Annotated in this window: 16 protein-coding genes, 1 tRNA gene and 1 pseudogene; 11 read left to right on the top strand and 7 right to left on the bottom strand. The window is 68.2% G+C overall.

Annotation, left to right across the window (positions count from 1 at the left end; genetic code table 11):
• Positions 1–114: 114 nt before the first annotated feature.
• The 5 genes from ACWPN8_RS23130 to ACWPN8_RS23110 are packed head-to-tail and all read left to right on the top strand — an operon-like array spanning position 115 to position 5624.
• Positions 115–2601, top strand: a complete 2487-nt coding sequence (locus ACWPN8_RS23130) for a TonB-dependent siderophore receptor (protein ID WP_492242439.1) — start codon at positions 115–117, stop codon at positions 2599–2601.
• A gap of 30 nt (positions 2602–2631) precedes the next feature.
• Positions 2632–3360, top strand: coding sequence for a cobalt ABC transporter substrate-binding protein (locus tag ACWPN8_RS23125; RefSeq protein WP_492242438.1), 729 nt, complete (start codon positions 2632–2634; stop codon positions 3358–3360).
• Positions 3357–3638 carry a DUF3649 domain-containing protein gene (locus ACWPN8_RS23120; RefSeq protein WP_492242437.1) on the top strand — a complete coding sequence of 94 codons (282 nt, stop codon included), beginning with the start codon at positions 3357–3359 and terminating at the stop codon, positions 3636–3638. Before ACWPN8_RS23125 ends, ACWPN8_RS23120 begins: the two co-directional genes overlap by 4 nt.
• Positions 3639–3651: 13 nt before the next feature.
• A complete protein-coding gene (locus ACWPN8_RS23115) occupies positions 3652–5307 on the top strand; it encodes a PepSY-associated TM helix domain-containing protein (protein WP_492242436.1) in 1656 nt (551 codons plus the stop codon).
• Positions 5304–5624: a DUF3325 domain-containing protein gene (locus ACWPN8_RS23110; protein WP_492242435.1), complete on the top strand. Its 321-nt coding sequence runs from the start codon at positions 5304–5306 to the stop codon at positions 5622–5624. Before ACWPN8_RS23115 ends, ACWPN8_RS23110 begins: the two co-directional genes overlap by 4 nt.
• Here ACWPN8_RS23110 and ACWPN8_RS23105 read toward each other — a convergent pair.
• Positions 5596–6831, bottom strand: coding sequence for an amidohydrolase family protein (locus tag ACWPN8_RS23105; RefSeq protein WP_492242434.1), 1236 nt, complete (start codon positions 6829–6831; stop codon positions 5596–5598). The genes ACWPN8_RS23110 and ACWPN8_RS23105 overlap by 29 nt on opposite strands.
• A gap of 80 nt (positions 6832–6911) precedes the next feature.
• Between ACWPN8_RS23105 and ACWPN8_RS23100 the strand changes: the two genes are divergently transcribed.
• Positions 6912–7310: a nuclear transport factor 2-like protein gene (locus ACWPN8_RS23100; protein ID WP_492242433.1), complete on the top strand. Its 399-nt coding sequence runs from the start codon at positions 6912–6914 to the stop codon at positions 7308–7310.
• Between the two features lie 25 nt (positions 7311–7335).
• Here ACWPN8_RS23100 and ACWPN8_RS23095 read toward each other — a convergent pair whose 3' ends face one another.
• Positions 7336–8052: a GntR family transcriptional regulator gene (locus tag ACWPN8_RS23095; protein ID WP_109447464.1), complete on the bottom strand. Its 717-nt coding sequence runs from the start codon at positions 8050–8052 to the stop codon at positions 7336–7338.
• 234 nt (positions 8053–8286) lie between these two features.
• On the opposite strand from ACWPN8_RS23095, the gene ACWPN8_RS23090 reads away from it, so the two are divergent.
• From ACWPN8_RS23090 to ACWPN8_RS23070, 5 genes and pseudogenes are all read left to right on the top strand, one after another.
• Positions 8287–9153: an ABC transporter ATP-binding protein gene (locus ACWPN8_RS23090; protein WP_199237605.1), complete on the top strand. Its 867-nt coding sequence runs from the start codon at positions 8287–8289 to the stop codon at positions 9151–9153.
• A 3-nt stretch (positions 9154–9156) separates the two neighbouring features.
• Positions 9157–9930: an ABC transporter permease gene (locus ACWPN8_RS23085; protein WP_109447462.1), complete on the top strand. Its 774-nt coding sequence runs from the start codon at positions 9157–9159 to the stop codon at positions 9928–9930.
• Positions 9931–9957: 27 nt separating this feature from the next.
• Positions 9958–10980, top strand: coding sequence for an ABC transporter substrate-binding protein (locus ACWPN8_RS23080; protein ID WP_492242432.1), 1023 nt, complete (start codon positions 9958–9960; stop codon positions 10978–10980).
• 57 nt (positions 10981–11037) lie between these two features.
• Positions 11038–11622: pseudogene (locus ACWPN8_RS23075) on the top strand (gamma-glutamyltransferase); the annotation flags it as partial.
• Between the two features lie 49 nt (positions 11623–11671).
• Positions 11672–12598: a gamma-glutamyltransferase gene (locus tag ACWPN8_RS23070; RefSeq protein WP_492242431.1), complete on the top strand. Its 927-nt coding sequence runs from the start codon at positions 11672–11674 to the stop codon at positions 12596–12598.
• 103 nt (positions 12599–12701) lie between these two features.
• Here ACWPN8_RS23070 and ACWPN8_RS23065 read toward each other — a convergent pair whose 3' ends face one another.
• From ACWPN8_RS23065 to glgX, 5 genes are all read right to left on the bottom strand, one after another.
• Entirely contained in the window at positions 12702–12983 is a 282-nt protein-coding gene (locus ACWPN8_RS23065) for a hypothetical protein (protein WP_492242430.1), read from the bottom strand.
• Positions 12984–13098: 115 nt separating this feature from the next.
• Positions 13099–13172 (bottom strand) — tRNA-Gln (locus tag ACWPN8_RS23060).
• 157 nt (positions 13173–13329) lie between these two features.
• Positions 13330–15519 (bottom strand): 4-alpha-glucanotransferase, encoded by a 2190-nt coding sequence (gene malQ / locus ACWPN8_RS23055; RefSeq protein ID WP_492242429.1) that lies wholly within the window; start codon positions 15517–15519, stop codon positions 13330–13332.
• A gap of 121 nt (positions 15520–15640) precedes the next feature.
• Positions 15641–16738, bottom strand: coding sequence for a response regulator (locus ACWPN8_RS23050; RefSeq protein WP_492242428.1), 1098 nt, complete (start codon positions 16736–16738; stop codon positions 15641–15643).
• Positions 16739–16893: 155 nt separating this feature from the next.
• Positions 16894–19032 carry a glycogen debranching protein GlgX gene (gene glgX / locus ACWPN8_RS23045; protein ID WP_492242427.1) on the bottom strand — a complete coding sequence of 713 codons (2139 nt, stop codon included), beginning with the start codon at positions 19030–19032 and terminating at the stop codon, positions 16894–16896.
• Positions 19033–19366: the final 334 nt, after the last annotated feature.

Raw genomic sequence — 19366 nt, 5'->3', positions numbered from 1 at the left:
GATGCGAATGATATGCATTCTCTTATATAAGTCACACGTTCGACTGGCCTGGGGGGAACCGTGCCGGTCGGCGGTGTCGTGCTGCAACCATCGTCAGGCAGGGGAACCGATACTATGAAACTAGTTCGCGGCACGGCAGATGCCCGTTGCACGACCATTGCGTGTGGCGAGCGCTCGGCCGGGCCTGACGCCCGCAGGTCCGGCCTGCGTCCGGCGGCCATCGCGGCCGGGCTCGCCGCCGCGGTTCTGGCGGGTGGCGCGTTCCCGGTCTCCGCGGCCCATGCCCAGACGACGGCCGCCACCGTCAACGCCGACATTCCCGCCGGTCCCCTGGGCGAGGCGCTGAGCCGCTTCGCCGCGCAGGCGGGCGTGACGGTCCAGGCGGATCCGGCGATGGTCCGGGGCAAGACCTCGCCCGGCCTGAAGGGTGCCACCACGGTGGAGGATGGCCTGCGCCGCCTGCTGGCCGGCAGCGGCCATGGGATCGCGCGCACGGCGTCGGGTTATGCCGTCGTCGCGCAGAGCGCCGCGGACCCGGCTACTTCCCCGGACAGCACGACCCTGCCGGCCCTCCAGGTGACGGCCAACGCCGGACTGATGACCGGCGGTCTGGCGCAGCCCTATGCCGGCGGGCAGGTCGCGCGCGGCGGATCGGTCGGCCTGCTCGGCAGCGGCGACGTCATGGACACGCCCTTCAGCACGGTCAACTACACCTCCGACCTGATCGAGAACCAGCAGGCGCGCACCGCGGCGGACACGCTGATCAACGACGCTTCCGTCCGGCTGACCACCGGCAGCAACGGCTTCGACGACACCTTCCAGATCCGCGGTTATGCCGTCGGGTCCGGCGATGTCGGCTTCAACGGCATGTACGGACTGGTGTCGTCCAACCGCGTGCCGGCGCAGATCGTCGAGCGGATCGAGCTGCTGAAGGGCCCCGGCGCGCTGGTCAACGGCATTTCTCCCGGCGGCAGCATCGGCGGCGGCATCAACATCCTTGCCAAACGCGCCGGGGACGAACCGCTGACCCGCGTCACCAACACCTACATGAGCGACGCCAATCTCGGCGTGCATCTGGATGTCGGCCGCCGGTTCGGCGAGACCAAGGAATGGGGCGTCCGCTTCAACGGGCTGATGCGCAACGGCGAGGCGTCGGTCGACGGCGGCAACCTCCGCTCCGGCCTGGGAGCCCTGGCGGTCGATTACCGCGGCGAGCGGCTGCGCTGGTCGCTGGACGCCATCAGCCAGCGCGACGACACCGACAATTTCCGGCCGCAGATCAGCATCCTGCCCGCCACCACCGCCATCCCCTCCCCGCCCGACGCGCGCAGCAACTGGTATCCCGGCACGGTTCTGGTGCAGAAGGACGTCACCGTCGCCTCCAACATCGAGGTCGACCTGACGGACAGCCTGACCGCCTATGCCGGCATCGGCTACCGCAAGGGCGAGAACGACCAGACCTTCCCCAGTTCGACCACCGCGGTGAACGCGCTCGGCAACTTCACGGTCCGCAACGCCTATTACGATTCCTATTCCCGCACGGTCAGCGGCACCGCGGGCGCCCGCTGGCGCTTCGCGACCGGCCCGGTCCATCATCAGCTGAATGTCGGCTACACCGGCTTCAAGCGCGACGAGGGGAACGCCTACATCCAGTCGGCCGGCTCCGCCCTGTCGAACATCTACAACCCGGTGGCGCTGCCCGCCGTCACCGCCGCCCGCACCTCCGCGCGCAAGTCGGCGGAAACCTCGCTGACCAGCGTCGCGGTGGCCGACACCCTGTCGGTGCTGGACGACCGGGTGATGCTGACGCTGGGCGCCCGCCGCCAGAAGGTCCATGTCGACAGCTTCAGCACCGCCACCGGCGCCCAGACCGGCACCTACGATGCCAGCGCGACCTCGCCGCTGGCCGGCTTCGTCGTCAAGCCGCTGTCCAACGTCTCCCTCTACGCCAACTATGCCGAGGGGCTGACGCGCGGCACGGTGGTCGGCGCAGGCTACGCCAACACCGGCGCGGTGCTGGCCCCCTTCAAGTCGAAGCAGTACGAGGCCGGCGTCAAGGTCGACTGGGGGACGATCACCACCACGGCGGCGGTCTTCCAGCTGACCAAGCCGAACTCGATCCGCACCGCGGCCAACGAGCTGGCCTATGACGGCGAGCAGCGCAACCGCGGCCTGGAGCTGTCGGTCTATGGCGAGATCCTGCCCGGCCTGCGCGGCATGGCCAGCGCCGCCTTCATGGACCCGAAGCTGACGCGCACCGCCGTCGCCGCGGTGCAGGGCAACGACGCCGCCGGCGTGCCGGACAAGACCCTGTCGGCCGGGCTGGACTGGGAAACCCCGTGGGTCCAGGGCCTCGCCCTCAACGGGCGGGTGATCTACACCTCGGGCTCCTACCTGACCGACGCCAACACCCTGCGCTTCGACGGCTGGACCCGCTTCGACATCGGCGCGCGCTATGCCACCACGGTCGTCGGCACGCCGGTCACCTTCCGCGCCAATGTCGAGAACCTGTTCGACAAGAACTACTGGCTGACCACTGGCACCTACGTGACCGTCGGCGCGCCGCGCACGGTGCTGCTGTCCGCCTCCGCCGATTTCTGATCCCCACCCCCCGATCCAGCCGGAGTGATCATGACCAGACTGTCCATCGCCATCGTCGCCCTGCTGGGCCTCGCGGCACCCGCCAACGCCCACCAGATCTGGATCGAGCAGGCCGACGGCCAGAATGCGGTGATCCGCTTCGGCGAGTTCGGCGACAACCTGCGCGAGGCGTCGCCCGGCCTGCTCGACAAATTCGTCAAGCCGGCCGCCACGCTGGTCTCGGCCAAAGGCGAGCAGACGGTGGACGCGGCCAAGACCGCAACCGGCTTTACCCTGCCCTTCAAGGCCGGCGAGGGCGAAGCCATCGTCGCCGACGACCCGCTCTATCCGCTCTATCCGGGCAAGGACAACGGGAAGGAGACCGCCAACTGGTACCACCCGTCGGCGCGCCTGATCACCGGCTTCAAGGAGCAGCAGCCGAAGCTGCCCCTGGATCTGGTTCCCGCCGGCGAGCCGGGCCGCTTCAAGCTGTTCTTCAAGGGACAGCCCAAGGCGAAGACCAAGGTGTCGTTGGTGACGCAGTCCGGCTGGGCCAAGGAGGGCTACACCGACGAACAGGGCGTCGTCGGCTTCGACCTGCCGTGGAAGGGCACTTACGTCGCCGAGGCCAGCCTGACCGACCGCAGCCCCGGCGAGCGTCCGGGCGCCAAGGGTCCGGAACGCTATGACGCCGTGAGCTACGCCACCACGGTCACCTACGTCCACGGCGACGGCCTGCCGCCGCTTTCCGCCGGCCCGGCGGCAGCGCCGCACCAATGATGCCGCGGATCGGCCCTGTCCGCCGCGCCGCACCGGTCGCCTCGCGCATCGTCGCGGCGCTGTTCGGCGGCTATGCGCTGGCGGCGCTCGGCAGCGTGGCGGCGCTGGCATTGCCGATGAGCAAGCCGCAGGCCGTGCTGACCGGCATGCTGGCGAGCTTCGCGATCTATGCGGCGGCGGTCGTCTGGGTCTTCGCGGCGCGCAGCGCGCTGCGGGCCTGGGTCGGCCTGCTGGCGGCGGCGGCCCCGCTGCTGCTGGCGGCATGGTCGGTCTGGTGAGGGGAGAGGTCCTGTGAAGACGGACAACGTAAGGCGGGAAAGGGAACAGCGCCCCGCCGGCCGCGGCATCCGCCAGAGCATGTCGGGCCTGCACATCTGGGCCGGCCTGCTGATGGGCTGGATCCTGTACGCCATGTTCCTGACCGGAACGGTGTCCTACTTCAAGGACGAGCTGTCGCAATGGATGCGGCCGGAACTTGCCCATCTGGCAGAACCGCCCGATCCGGCCCTGGTCGCCCAGCGCGTCGCCGATGAGCTGGGCACCATCGCGCCGGGCAGCCCGCAATGGAGCATGCGCCTGCCGGATGGGCGCACCAACAGCGTCTACGCCTTCTGGCGCATGGCACCCGGAGAAGCGGGGGCGGCGTCCGGTCGCCGCTCCTTCGCGGAGGCCGCCTTCGATCCCGCCACCGGCGGCAAGGTCACCGCGCGTGAAACGCTGGGCGGCGATTTCTTCTACCGCTTCCATTTCCAGTTCCACTACATGCCGGTTCTGTGGGGACGCTGGATCGCCGGGGCGGCGGCGATGTTCATGCTGGTCGCCATCGTCAGCGGCGTCATCACGCACAAGAAGATCTTCATCGATTTCTTCACCTTCCGCGGCGGCAAGGGGCAACGGTCGTGGCTCGACGCGCACAATGCGCTGTCGGTGTTCGGGCTGCCCTTCCACGCCATGATCACCTACACCGGGCTGGTCACGCTGATGGCGCTCTACATGCCCTGGGGCGAGCGGACGGCGATCACGACACCGGCCGAGCGCCAGCAGCTGACCGCCGAACTGAACGCCTTCATCCAGCCGGGCAAGCCCAGCGGACAGGCGGTCCCGCTCGCCTCTGTCGCCGACATGGTGCGCCAAGCGCAGGAGCGCTGGGGCCAGGACGCCGTCGGCCGCGTCACCGCCACCAATTCCGGCGACAGCACCGCCCGTGTGGCGGTCGCGCGCGGCGAGGCCGGCCGTGTCTCGATGAGCCCGCAATACATGCTGTTCGACGGCCCGACCGGCCGTCTGCTGGAGACCCGCGAGGGGGTGGGGGCGGCGGCGGAGACGCGCGGCGTGCTGTATGCCCTGCATCTGGGGCGGTTCAGCGACGCGGTGACACGCTGGCTCTATTTCCTCGTCAGCCTGATGGGCACGGCGATGGTCGGCACCGGTCTGGTGATGTGGACGGTGAAGCGCCGCCAGAAGCTGGCCGATCCCGAGCGGCCCCATATTGGCTTCCGCATCGTCGAGCGGCTGAACATCGCCAGCATCGCCGGGCTGTCGGTCGCCATGACGGCCTTCCTCTGGGGCAACCGCCTGCTGCCGGCGGGACTGGCGGACCGGGGAGCCTGGGAGATCCACCTGTTCTTCGCGGTCTGGGCGCTGGCGCTGGCGCATGCCGTGCTGCGCCCGGCCAAGACGGCCTGGATCGAACAGCTGTGGGCGGCGACGGCGCTGCTGGCGCTTCTGCCGGTGCTGAACGCCGTCACGACCGACCGGCCGCTGTGGCACAGCGTGGCCGAGGCCGATTGGGTGTTCGCCGGCATGGATTTGATGTGCCTGTCACTGGCGGCGCTCCACGCCGTGCTGGCACTGCGCACCGCCCGCCATCGGCCGAAACCGCGGGCTGTGCCCGCCAAGGGGCGGGGCGGCGTTATCGGCGGCGCGCTGGAGGAGGGACGCTCATGATGCATCTCCTGTCCTTCGCGCTTTGCCTTGCCGCCTTCGCGGCGCTGGCCCTGGCGACGGAGCGCCAGCAGCACGACCTGTTCGGCCGTCCGCTGCCGCCGGCCGCGACGCGCCTTCTGCGGGTCGCGGGAACGGGCGTCATGCTGCTGGCGCTGGGTGTCCTGCTGGACTGGCAGGGCTGGGGCCTCGGCCTCGTCATGTTCAGCGGCCACACCAGCCTGGCCGCGGGCGTCGTGTTCTGCGCCGCCATCGGCCTTGCCGGTGCCCGCCGCCGTGGGAAATCGGCCGCTATCTCACCAGCGTCGCGGCGGGTCTGACGAAGCTCTTGCGGCCGCGCTTGAATCCCATCACGGGCGTGGCGATGCCGCCGAAGGCGTCGGTTTCGTCGTCGGCGTCGAGCACGATCAAATCCGCCTGTGCGCCGACCGCGATGCCGTAGTCGGCAATGCGCATCAGCCGGGCGGCCGTGGTTGAGACCATGTCGAGGCAATCGCCGAACCGTTCGGGCCCCAGATGCATCAGGTTCGCATAGAGGTTGCCCATCCGGATCAGCGAACCGTCGCCGAAGGGCGTGAACGGGTTCAGGACATTGTTGGTCGCGACCGAGACGGTGACGCCGCCGTCCGCCAGCAGATGGACCGGCGCCACCCCGCGCGGCGCCCGGTGCTTCTGATCGCGCCCATTCAGATAGAGATCCGTCGCCGGCAGGGCCGTCACCCCCACGCCGGCTTCGGCCAGGAGCACGGTCATCCGCTCCAGCGCGGCATCGTCGATGGCGGCGAGCTTGGTGGCATGGCCGACGGCGACCCGCCCCTGCCAGCCCGCCGCCACCGTCCGCCGGCAGATTTCCTCCAGATGTGACCAGCTGGGGTCGAGATCGAAATCCAGATGGAAATCGAGATCGACGTCATGCGCCACTGCCAGGGCGAAGAGGCGCTCCATCTGCAAGGACGGGTCGGCATCGGTGTAGGGACAGCCGCCCAGCAGATCGGCCCCCTCCGCCAGCGCCTCGACCAGCAGCCGTTCGACCGCCGGGTCGTTGGTCATCCCCTCCTGCGGGAAGACGCAGATCGACAGGTCAATGGCGAAGGCATAGTCGCGCTTGAGCCGCGTCATTGCCTCGAAACTGCGCAGGCCGACCAGCGGATCGAGTTCCACATGCGCCCGCATATGCATGGTGCCCTGCGTGATCGCCCGTTCCAGGGTGCGGGCGCCGCGCTGGTAGACATCCTCGACCGTGAATGCCCGCTTCAGGCCGGAGACCGCGGCAATCGCTCCCTTCAGCCCGCCGCCGGCATCGCGGCAGCGGCAGAGCAGGCAGGATTTGTCGAGATGGATGTGGGTGTCCACCAGCCCCGGCAGGACGAGGCGCCCGCCGATGTCCTCTTCCAGGACGGCGGTGCCCGTCAGGTCGGGGCCGATGGCGGCGATCCGTCCCTGCCTGACCGCGATGTCCTGCAAGCCCTGCCCTGCCCTGAACCGGGCGTTGCGCAGGAGAAGATCGAAACTGTTGGTCTGCGGCATCTCGAAATCCGGCGTGTCGTTTGCATGCGGAAATCGCATGCAGTTTTGATACCAATATGCCGACACTTACGGAGGTCCAGATGAGTGAGACGACTGAACGCGATCTGCAGGCGGTGAAGGATTATCTGGAGGCGTCGATGGCCCCCGATCCGGTGCGCGCGGCCAAACACGTGGCACCGGGCTTCATCTGCCGCTTCACCGGGCATCGCGTCTTCGACACGCCCAGCGGGCCGACCGGTTTCAATGCCGCGCGCTACAAATGGGTGAAGAAGCGGATCGAGCGCTATGACGTGGTGCCGGGCGAGACGGAAACCATCGTCTACAGCCTGGGCTACCTGTATGGCGCCTGGCCGGACGGCACGCTCTTCGACAACAACCGCTATGTCGACCGCTTCGTGGTGCGGGACGGACTGATCGTCGAAACCGATGTCTGGAACGACAGCGCCGAATGGATCCTCGATCCCTCCTGCGCCCGCTGAGTTAAGCCTGCCGGTCCTGGCGCCCTTATTCGGTGTAGGGCGCCAGGATATCCATGAGGTCGCGGCTCCGGGCGCCCGAGCTTTGCAGCAGCGCGCGGGAGGCCACGGCCTCCAGATGCTCGTCCATCAGGGCGCAGGCCTTGTCGGCGGGGCCGGTCCGGATCGCCTCGATCAGTTCCAGATGCTCATTCACTGCGCATTCGGACGAATGGGGCCGGCTGAAGACCGCCAGCGACAGCCCGGCGCGGTAACAGATCTCCGTCACATAGCGGATCAGCACGGGCTTGCCGGTCATCTCCGCCAGCCGGACATGGAACTCCGTCGCAAGGCGGATCGAAATCCCCTCGGCACCATGCCGGGCCTGATGCTCGGCCTCGACAATCGCCGTCAGCTGCTTGACCTGGGCCTCGGTCAGCTTGCCGGCCAGATGGCGGACGACCTGCCGCTCCAGATCGACCCGGATGTCGAAGATGTCGCGCGCATCCTCGAAGGACGGCACGGCGACCACGGCGATGCGGTTCCGGCGCAGATCGACGAGCCCCTCAGCCGCCAGCTGCCCGAGCGCGCTGCGGGCGATGGTCCGGCTGACGCCGAAGCGTTCGCCCAGCGAATCCTCGGGCAGCCGGTCTCCCGGCGACAGCGCCCGCTCGATGATCGCGCGCCGCAAGGCGGTGCAGATCGCCGCGACACGGTCGCCACCGGTTTTCCCTGAACGCTTCTGCTCGCGCTTTTCCTCGGCCATCACCGCCCCCGCCTGCTCCGCCTTCCATAAGCGAGGCCGGTTGGGAATGCAACTCGCCAAGTGCCGCATTTGAATGCAGCAGCTCCGTGCACATGCATAAAATAAGTGCATGCAAAAACTGTATGCACTTTTTGTCAGCCGGTTTGCGGCTTCTCCTCCGTGGAGCTTGGCCCCTCAACGAAACTGGCGCACCCGTTGCATACAGTTTCACCGATCCGCCACGAGGTACGCCGCATGTCCCGATCCGAAGCCCTCCCGCAAGGCCACCCGTCCATCTCCCCAGCCATAGCCCCGGCCATAGCCGTCGAGCTTTCGCAGGCCGCCGTTTCGTTCGGCAAGCCGGGCAAGACGGTCGCGGCCTTGCAGGAGACCAACCTTCGGATCGCCGAGGGTGAATTCGTCGCCCTGGTGGGGCCGTCGGGCTGCGGGAAATCGACGATCCTGCGGCTGACGGCCGGCTTGCTGAACCCCACCCGGGGGGCCGTCATCGTCGGCGGGCGCGAGGTGGGGGCCAAGGCGCTGCGCATCGGCATGGCCTTCCAGAACCCGACCATGCTGCCCTGGCTGACCATCGAGCGGAACGTCATGCTGCCGCTGAAGATCGTGCGGCCCTTCCGCTCCGACTATCGCGCCAAGCGCAGGACGGAGTTCCGCGACCGGGTGCATGCCCTGCTGGCCGATGTCGGGCTCGACAAGTTCGCTAACCATTATCCCTGGCAACTGTCGGGCGGAATGCTGCAGCGCGCCAACCTGTGCCGCGCCCTCATCCATGAGCCGAGCCTGCTGCTGCTCGACGAGCCGTTCGGCGCGCTCGACCAGTTCACCCGCGAGGAGCTGTGGGGGACGATGCAGTCACTCTGGCTGACGCGCAAACCCACCGTGCTGCTGATCACCCACGATCTGAAGGAAGCCGGTTTCCTCGCCTCGCGCATCTGCGTGATGAGCGCCCGTCCCGGCCGCATCATCGACGATAGCGCCGTCGTCTTCCCCCGGCCGCGCACGGTCGAGATGACCTTCGACGCCGATTTCGTCGCCCTCAACCAGCGCCTGCGCGACCTCATCATCGATGCGCGCAGCGACACCGCGATCCAGGGAGCCTGAGCCATGAGCTACGAGCTTCGCCGCCGCCTCTGGGCCGCCCTCCTCATCCTCGGCTTTTTCGCCGCCTGGGAGATCCTCTGCCTCGTCCTCCAGGTCTCCGACCTGGTCCTGCCGCGCCCGACCCAGGTCTTCGCGACGCTGGCCGCGCGCTTCGGCATCCTGTGGCCGCATGTGATGCAGACCCTCTGGACCACGATGATCGGCTTCGTCCTCGGCGTCACCGTCGGGGTGGTCATCGGGGCGGCCATCGGCGTCTCGCGCACCGCCTACGACACGGTCTATCCCCTGCTGATCGGCTTCTCCTCGATCCCCAAGGTCGCGGTGGTGCCTATCTTCGTGTTGTGGTTCGGATCGGGTGCCACGCCAGCCATCCTCACGGCACTCGCCATGTGCTTCTTCCCCATCGTCGTCAACATCGCGACCGGCCTCGCCACCACCGAGCCGGAGCTGGAGGACGTGCTGAAGTCGCTGGGGGCCAGCAAACTGGACATCCTGTGGAATGTCGGCCTGCCCCGCACCATGCCCTTCTTCTTCGCCTCGCTGAAGATCGCCGTCACCTTCGCCTTCGTCGGCAGCGTGCTGTCCGAAACCGTCGCCTCCAACAAGGGCATCGGCAATGTGATGATGACGGCCTCCTCCAACTTCGACGTGCCGCTGGTCTTCGCCGGCCTTTTCCTGCTCGCCGCCCTCGGCATCCTGCTCTACGTCGCCTTCTCGCTCGTCGAGGCGCACGTCACCGGCTGGGCCACCCGCCGCCAGGGCTTTGCCTCCGCCTGACCCATCCTTCCGAAACGGAGCCTCCCCATGTTGAAAAAGCTTCTCGCGACGCTTGCGCTCGGCCTTTGCCTGGGCGGGACGGCGTCGGCCGACACCGACATCAAGTTCACGCTCGGCTGGAAGACCCAGGGCTCCGACGCGCCGTTCCTGCTGGCGTTGCAGAAGGGCTATTTCAAGGCGGAGGGGCTGAACGTCACCATCGACCAGGGCGAAGGGTCGGCGGCCACCGTGACCCGCATCATGTCGGGCGCCTATGACGCCGGCTTCGGCGACATCAACGCGATCATCCAGAATGCGGCGACCCGCCCCGGCGACATTCCGGTTATGGTCTATCAGCTCTGGAACAAGCCGCCCTTCGCCATCGTCTCGAAGAAGGCGACCAACATTGCCACACCCGCCGATCTCGTCGGCAAGAAGCTGGGCGGCGCCCAGGGCACCCCGACCACCCGCCTCGTCACCGTGCTCGGCACGCTCAACAAGGTCGACATGACCAAGGTCGCCATCGAGAACATGGGGCCGAACCTGCAGGAGCCGATGCTGATCAAGGGCGACATCGACGGCGCCTTGGTCTTCAACATCACCAGCTGGTTCAACCTGATCAACAACCGCCAGGATCCGGCCAAGGACTACAACTGGCTGCTGTTCGGCGATTTCGGCCTCGACCTCTATTCCAACGGCATGATGGTTTCCCAGAAGCTGATCCGGGACAACCCGGCCGCCGTCGCCGGCCTCGTCCGCGCGGTCAACAAGGCGGCGGTCGAGATCGGCGGCGATCCGGCCGCCGGGCTGAAGGCGGTCCTGGCATACGACAATCTGGCCAAGGAAGACCTTGAACGCGCCCGCATGATCTTCTCCTACGAGCATCTCATCGTTTCGCCCGAAGTCGACAGGCTCGGCCTCGGCGATGTCGACGACGCCCGCCTCGCCCGCTCCATCGGCATCGTGGTGGAAGGCTATCAGCTGACCGCCACGCCCAAGCCGGACCAGGTCTTCACCCGCCGGTTCCTGCCGCCGCCGGCCGACCGCAAGCTCGCCTACAAGACCAACTGACAGCGGGCAACAGGCCCGGCCGCAGCGACGGCCGGGCTCCACCAGAGGGGGAAAGAGATGAACGCCGCCCGGCCCGGAATGGTCACCAGCCCGCATCCCCTGGCCTCCGAAGCCGGAGCCGCCGTTCTGGCAAGGGGCGGCACCGCCATCGAAGCGGCGGTCGCCATCGCCGCCTGCCTGTCGGTCGTCATGCCGCATTTCTGCGGGATCGGCGGTGACGCCGTCTGGCTGGTGGCGGACCGGCAGGGGCGGCAGCGCTGCTTCCTCGGCATCGGACAGGCGGCGGAGACCCTGCCCGTCTATGACGGTGCCATCCCTCTGCGCGGACCGGCCTCGACGGTCACCTCGGCCTGCGCGGTCGACAGCTGGGGCCATGCCCTTGCCTACGGTGCGGACCTCTGGGGCGGCACCCAACCCTTCGCCGACCTCCTCGCCCCCGCCATCGCCCTGGCCCGGGACGGCTATGTCCCCAGCCGCTCGCAACAGTTCTGGTTCGATTTCCGCCGCGCCGAGATCCCGCAGTGGGAAGGCTTCGCGGAGCATTTCACCGCGGCCCCCGCCGCCCTCTTCAGGCAGCCCGGCCTCGCCCGCAGCCTCTCCCTGCTGGCGGAGGACGGTTACCGGTCCTTCTATGACGGGCGGCTCGGCCGGCAGCTGGCAGAGGGGTTGGCCGCCGCCGGCTCTCCTCTCCGTGCCGCGGATTCTGGCGGCGACCCGGACGCGCGACGAGGCCTCCGCAAGCCTGGACTATCGCGGGCTGACGCTGCTGGCGCCGCCAGCGCCGACGCAGGGGCTATCCACGCTGGCGATCATGGGCATCCTCTCCCACTTCGATCTGGCGGCACTGCCTCCCACCAGCCCGCTCCGTTACCATCTGCTGGTCGAGGCGGTGAAGCAGGCTTTCCTCGACCGGCCGCTGATCGCCGATCCGGATCGTGCCGAACCGCTCCCCCATGATTTCCTCGATCCGCAGCGTCTGGCCGCCAAGGCCACCGCCATCGATCCGGCACGTGCCCTGCCCTGGCCCCATCCCTACCGGCACGGCGATACGGTCTATTTCGCCGCGGCCGACGAGCAGGGACGCTGTGCCAGCGTCCTGCAAAGCACTTATTTCGACTGGGGCAGCGGTGTCCCCATCGGCGACACAGGCATCCTCTGGCAGAACCGTGGCGCGGCATTCTCGACCGTCCCCGGCGACCGCAACGGGATCGAGCCGGGCAAGCGCCCCTTCTACACCCTCAATCCCGGCATCGCCCTCAAGGACGGGAACCCTCACCTTCTCTACGGCACCCAGGGTGCGGACGGCCAGCCACAGACCCTGTCCGTGCTGCTCACCGGCCTGATCGATCACGGCATGACACCCGAGGAGGCGCTTGCCCAGCCCCGCTTCCTTCTGGGCAAGACATTCTCCGACAGCCGCGACAGTCTCAAGATCGAGGCGTCCCTGGGTGAGGCCACGATAGGGACTCTTTCCGCTCTGGGGCATGAGGTGGCGCCCCTTCCTGCCTTGTCGCCGATCTTCGGTCAGGCGGGAGCCATCAGGCTCACCGATGCCGGCACCTTGAGCGGCGCCCACGATCCGCGTGGCGAAGGCAACGCGATCCTATGCCAGAGTTAGGGCTGGTCCCCATCCCCAGCCGGTCGGATAGGCTTGGTTCGCCCAGGATGAAGGACGGACCTTGAGGTGGCCCCTCTTGCCAAACGACCACCTCGAACGCCCTTCAGATTACTCCCAGACAGGCATGGGAGCTTGACCTGTCGCTGACCGCCGCCGCGGAACCATGTCGCATAGAGACGGGGAGGAACAGCAGGATCAGTACCGTGCCAACCGCCGTACCGCCGATCAGCGTGTAGGCCATCGACCCCCAAAAGACGGAAAGCGTGAGGGGGATGAAGGCCAGCACCGCAGCGAGCGCGATCAGTATCACCGGCCGCGTCCACTGCACCGTGGCTTCGATGACGGCGTGATGATCGTCGAGGCCGGCGGTAGAGATGGACCCCAAACGACATCCTCGGCACTCCCCCGTGAAGGGCGCCGAACCGTCGATAGCACAGTAGGGGGACCAGCCTGCTGGCTTCGCCCTATGTGCCTGATGTGCAATGATTTCTAGGAAAGGTTGGTTGGGGGACTAGGATTCGAACCTAGGCTGGCGGAGTCAGAGTCCGCTGTCCTACCGCTAGACGATCCCCCAGACCGTCACCGGGGCGGCTCGTTCGCCGTGCCCCGTGGTGTGGGCGGGTTTATAGCGACCATGTGCCGGGCTGTGAAGAGCTTTTTTCGATCCCGATACATTTTTTTTCCAACAACCGCCGCCGGCCCGCTTTTCCCAAGGCCGGCGGCGGTTGTCGTCATCGCGGAACGATACCGGTCATCGGGGCGACGATGTGGCGAAGGTCTTCGTCAGCCTCCAACTCCTCCAGCTTGCGGGGAAGGCGGCGGCGCCAGTTGGGGTGCTGGTCCACCGTGCCGGGAAGGTTGGGCTGCTCGTCGTCGGCCAGCGCATCTTCGATCTGAACCATCACGATGCGGGATGGCGTGCGCGACAGATAGGCGTGGACAGCGGCGGACAGTGCGATGCGGAACGGCTGGTCGCCGTCCTCCGTGGGATAGCTGTCCGGGCGCAGCCCCTCCCGCGACAGGGCCTGCAACAGGCGCCAGCGGTCGACACCGCGGTCCCAGCGGTCCTTGTCGCGGCTGGCATCGTCGGGATAAAGGTCCAGCCGTTTGCGCCAGTCGAGGTCGCGGCCGGTCCAAAAGCCCTTGAAGGGTGCCAGATCATGGGTGCTGACCGTCGCCATCGAACCGGCCGGATACTCACCGGGGGACTTGAAGCCGCCGTCGGCGGTGCGCTCGAAATAGAGCACGCGGTAGCTGAGAATGCCGGCCTGCTCCAGGGCCGGGCGGAAGCCGTCCGGCACGGTGCCCAAATCCTCGCCGATCACGACGCATCGGTTGCGCCGGCTCTCCAGCGCCACAATGCGCAGCAGGTCGTGGAAGGGATAGGCGACATAGGCGCCGGGGCTGCCGTCCTCCGGAATCCAGAACAGGTGCTGCAACGCCATCACATGGTCGATGCGCAGCGCTGCGGCATGGCGCATGTTGGCACGCAGAAGCTCGATGAAGGGGCGGTAGGCGGACTCGCGCAGGCCCAGCGGCGACAAAGGCGCCAAGCCCCAGTTCTGGCCGTTCATGTTGAAATGGTCGGGCGGGGCTCCGACATTGGCGCCCTGCACCAGCATCGCCGGATCGGCCCAGGCGGAGCCGCCGCCGGGGTGGGCGGCAACGGCAAGGTCGCGGTAGAAGCCCATGGCAAGGCCGGCGGAGCGACCGCGCGCCGCAGCCTCGCCCAGCTGGCGGTCGGCTTCGAACTGCGCCCAGGCGAAGAAATCGACGCGGTCGGCGTGCGTCGCGGCGAAATCCGCCACCTCGGCGCTCTGCGGGTCCTGGAAGGCGGCCGGCCAGCTCCGCCACATCCACTGTGCGGAGTCCTGGCGGAAGAAATGCTCGTGCAGGGCATCGAACAGGGCATGGCGGTCGAGCGCCGCCCCCATCTCCTGCCGGAAGGCGGCATAGGCGGCCTTGCGCGGGTGGTCGTCGGGGAGGCTGCGGAAGCGGACGTGCAGGGCCTCCAGCAGCGGCAGCTTCAGCGCGGCGACGGCGGGGTAGTCGACCAGTTCCGCCTGCCGGGCCGACGCCAGCGCCGTCTGGAAGGCGGGCTCCGCGATCCGGGCCTGCAGATCGTCGGCACCGGCGAATTCGGGAACGGCAGCCGGGTCGATGTAGAGGATGTTGAGGAATTGACGGCTGGACGGCGAATAGGGGCCGATGTGGTTTGGGTCCGCCGGGAACAGGGCGTGCAGCGGGTTCAGCCCGACCAGCCCGGCGCCCAGCCGCCCGGCGACTTCGGCGAAGCCGGCGAGGTCGGCGAAATCGCCCATGCCCCAGTCATGCTCCGACCGCAGCGAATAGACCTGCAAGCCGATGCCCCAGCTGCGGCCGGCCGGCACCAGCTCCTCAACCGTCACGCAGCGTTCCGGCGCCACGATCAGGGTGGTGGAGCCCGACAACTCCGTCCCGCCACCGGCCTCGACATGCAGGTCCAGCCGGTGATAGCCGATGGGCAGGGACACCGGCAGAAGGGCGCCCAGCGCACGGCGCTCATAGGCCGTGCCGTCCAGGGTGGTGCGGTCGGTAACGGCCAGGTCGCGGACCGCGGCACGGCCACCCTGGGCGGTTCCCCCCTCCGGCGTCAGCTCCCACACAAGCGCGGCCTCGTCCAGGCCGGCCGGCAGGGCGACCTCCAGACCGATCCCCTGCCCTTCCCCGCCGATCAGGACCGGCGGCAGCGGACGGCTCCAGGACCGGCGTTCGACCGTGCGCAGGCTGTCGGCGACCTCCCCGTCCGTGGCGGCCTGCAACCCCATGGCGGCGATCAGCGCCCGCTTGGTGGCGGCGGACGTCTCCCGCCGGTTGCCCCAGATGTCGTGATAGTGGGGTTCAAGTCCAAGCAGATCGGCCAGCCGGTCGAGAGCACTCATGCAGGGTCCCCGCGGGTTGTACGGAAGGAAGGGTGGGGCTTAGGGATTGGGGCGGCAACGGCCGGCGTCAATGCCGCACGGCGGCCTATGCCATCGGCGCTCCCCAATCAGCCGGCTCCCATCAGCCGGCAGACAGGGCCGTGCCGGCGGCAGCCGGCAACGGGGCGGACAGTGCGACGGGCCGGGTCGCGCCCTCATTTGCGCCCTCGTCGGCCGCCGCGGCGGTGGAGGCCGTCAGCGCCGCCGCAGCGGCGGCCTTGGCCTGGGCGATCTGCTCCAGCCGGCTGCGGTAGCCGGCAACGGCCGACGACACTTCGTGCGTCATCGCCTCCAGCGCGCGGTCGGGATCGACGGCCTGCATCAGGGCACGGGACAGCGCCTGCAGCTGGTCGCGGTCGTCGGCGGCAACCGGACCGGTTTCGGCGGTGGCGCGCACCTTGTCGGCCAGCGTCTTGATCGCACGGGCGACCGCCTCGACGGGGGCATGGTCGCCGTCATCGCCCAGCCGGCGCAGCAGATCGTCCAGAAAGCCGCCGATGCGGCCGACATGGTCGATGGACATGCGGTCGGGAGCCTGCCGCGCCAAGCCGAGCAGAGCGAATTCCACCAGGAAGGCAACCTGGATGCTGGCGCGCAGCCGCTTCTGCGTGGTGACGGTGGCGACCGCCTCGTTCAGCAGCATGCGGGCGCCCGACTGCGTCCATTGGCCGGTCGCCTTCAGCCTCAAGGTGTTGGGAGCGTCCAGAACCGGAACCTGCGCCCCTTCGCGCGGCGATTTGCGGCGGTCGGGTCCGATGTAGTCGGCGGTGACGACAAAGCCCTTGCGCGCCTCGATCAGGCTGACGATGCGGTCGCGCACCTGTTTGGGCGACACCGGCTTCATCAGCAGGTCGTCGCCGCCGACATTGGTGACGCGGGTCAGCAGCGCCGGGGTCGGCGCCCAGGTGGTGACGATGACGCAGGCAAACGGGTTGGGCACCGTCGGTTCGTTGCGCAGGGCCCGGATGAAGTGGAAGGCCTCCGAATCCTCGCCGTCGGCATCGACCAGCACCAGATCGGGCATGACCGACCCCAGCAGGCCGGCGGCGGCCTTCACCGAATCGAACAGCTCCACCCGCCGGAAGCCCAGCCGGATCAGCACGTCGCGGAACACGCGCGCGGTGTTGAGCTGGCTGTCGATGATCGCGGCGTCGACCTGCGAGAAATCGTAATCCGGCATCGTCCTACCCGAAGCTCCGCTGCGGCTGTGACGGAAACGCGCCGCACAGCGTAACACACGTTGTCTCCGCCCGTCGCGGTAGCATCTCCGCCCGGCAGAGGGACAGTGGGCAAAGGATCGCAGGGCACCGCATGCCCCGTCTCCTGTCCAGCTCCTCACATGCCCGGCTGCTCCACCAGGGTGAAGACCAGGACCGTCCGCCCGTCGACCAGCGCCGACCGACCGGCCAGATGGATGCGCTCGTCTCCCGCCCCGTCGTCGATGCGGGTGTCCAGCACGCAGCGCCAGCCACGGCCGCCCGGCACGTCGGGCAGGGTCACGGTCAGGGTGTCGGCATGGGCGTTCAGCACGATCAGCAGGACGCCGTCGGACAGCGGCTGCCCGTCCGGCCCGACATGGGTGCCGGCACGGCCGTTCAGCAGCAGGACGATGCAGCGCGCCTGGGTGTTGCGCCAATGTTCCGCCGTCTTTTCCACCCCTTGCGCGTTGTACCAGACGATGTCCTTCAGCCCGTTTTCCGCCACCTCCCGCCCATGCAGGAAGAGCGGCCGGCGCAGCACCGGATGGGCCCGCCGGAGCGCGACCAGCCGGCGGACGAAGGACACCAGCGCCCCGTCGCGCCGGCTCCAGTCGAGCCAGGTGATGTCGTTGTCCTGGCAATAGGCGTTGTTGTTGCCGTCCTGGCTGTGGTCCAGCTCGTCGCCGGCCAGCATCATCGGCGTGCCCTGCGACAGCATCAGCGTCGCCAGCATGTTGCGCTTCTGCCGCGCCCGCAGCCCGGTCACCGCGGGGTCGTTGGTCGGCCCCTCCACCCCATGGTTCCAGGAGCAGTTGGAGGAATGGCCGTCGCGGTTCTCCTCGCCGTTCGCCCAGTTGTGCTTATCGTTGTAGGAGACGAGGTCGTGCAGGGTGAAGCCGTCATGGGCGGTGATGAAGTTCACGCTGGCCCAGGGGCGGCGCCCGCGCTTCTCGAACAGGTCGGCGGAGCCGGCGATGCGTCCGGCCAGTTCCGGCAGCATGCCGTCGTCGCCGCGCCAGTAGCGCCGCACGGTGTCGCGGTAGCGGTCGTTCCACTCTGCCCAGCCCGGCGGGAAATTGCCGACCTGATAGCCGCCGGGACCGACATCCCACGGCTCGGCGATCAGCTTGACGTCGGCCAGCACAGGGTCCTGGCGCACCGCGTCGAGGAATCCCGAGCCGGGGTCGTAGCCGTAGGGCTCCCGCGCCAGCACGGTGGCGAGGTCGAAGCGGAAGCCGTCGACATGCATCTCCGTCACCCAGTAGCGGAGGCTGTCCATCACCATCTGGACCACGCGCGGGTGGCTGAAATCCAGCGTGTTGCCGGTGCCGGTGTCGTTGATGTAGTGGCGCGGGCTGTCGGGCATCAGCCGGTAATAGCTGAGATTGTCGATGCCCTTGAAGGACAGGGTCGGCCCCAGATGGTTGCCTTCGGCCGTGTGGTTGTAGACGACGTCGAGGATGACCTCGATCCCCGCCTCGTGCAGGCGGGCGACCATCGTCTTGAACTCCGACAGGACGCCGGTGTTCATGTAGCGCGGTTCCGGCGCGAAGAAGCCGATGGTGTTGTAGCCCCAGTAGTTGGTCAGGCCGCGGGTGACGAGATGCTGCTCGTCGGCGACGGCCTGGACCGGCAGGAACTCCACCGAGGTGATGCCGAGCGCCCGCAGATACTCGACGACATTCTGGGTCGACATGCCGGCGAAGGTGCCGCGCAGATGGGCGGGCACGTCCGGATGGCGCATGGTGAAGCCGCGCAGATGGGTCTCGTAGAGAACCGTGTCGGTCCATGGCACCCGGCGGTGGCGGTCATGGCCCCAGGTGAAGGCGCCGTCCACCACCCGGCATTTCGGCATGCCACGGGCGTTGTCGCGCCGGTCGAAGGATAAGTCCTCCTTGGTCGAGCCGACCCGGTAGCCGTAATGGGCGTCCGACCATTTGAAACCGCCGAACAGCGCCCGCGCATAGGGGTCGATCAGCAGCTTGTTCGGGTTGAAGCGGTGCCCCTCCTCCGGCTCGTACGGCCCATGGACGCGGTAGCCGTAGAGCAGGCCGGGCCGGGCGTCGGGAAGATAGCCGTGCCAGACCTCATCGGTGTGTTCCGGCAGGGTAACCCGTTCCACTTCGCGCTGGCCGGTCTTGTCGAACAGGCAAAGCTCCACCCGCTCGGCATGGGCGGAGAAAATCGCGAAATTGACGCCGAACCCGTCCCAGGTGGCGCCGAGCGGATTGGGCTTGCCGGGCCAGACCGGGGTGCGCGCGGGGGAGAGGGGCATCAGCGGGCGGCCTGTGTGGTGGATGTCTTGGAGGTGATGGTCAGGGCCGGCGATGGGACGGGGGATCCGGCAGGTCGCCGGTCGGAAGGCCAGCGGATGGGACGTTTGGAACAGGATGAAACGGTTTTCGGGGCCTGTTCCAGTGTTCCACACCATCGGCAGCACCGCACCTTGCGGTTTTCCCGCTGGGTCCGCAACGCGTCATCAAGGGAGGGAACGGGGTTCCTGTTGACCATCAGCCAGCGCACGCCTCACCGGTTCCCCGAAAAGACACAAGGGATCCAATAAGAAAGCCTCCCCCCGGCGGCGTCAAGGGAGGTTGGCAACATGGGCG

The sequence above is a fragment of the Azospirillum sp. UENF 112521 genome (assembly GCF_058780665.1).
Note: the sequence above shows the minus strand (reverse complement) of the source record. Positions and strands in the feature narration are given on the sequence as shown.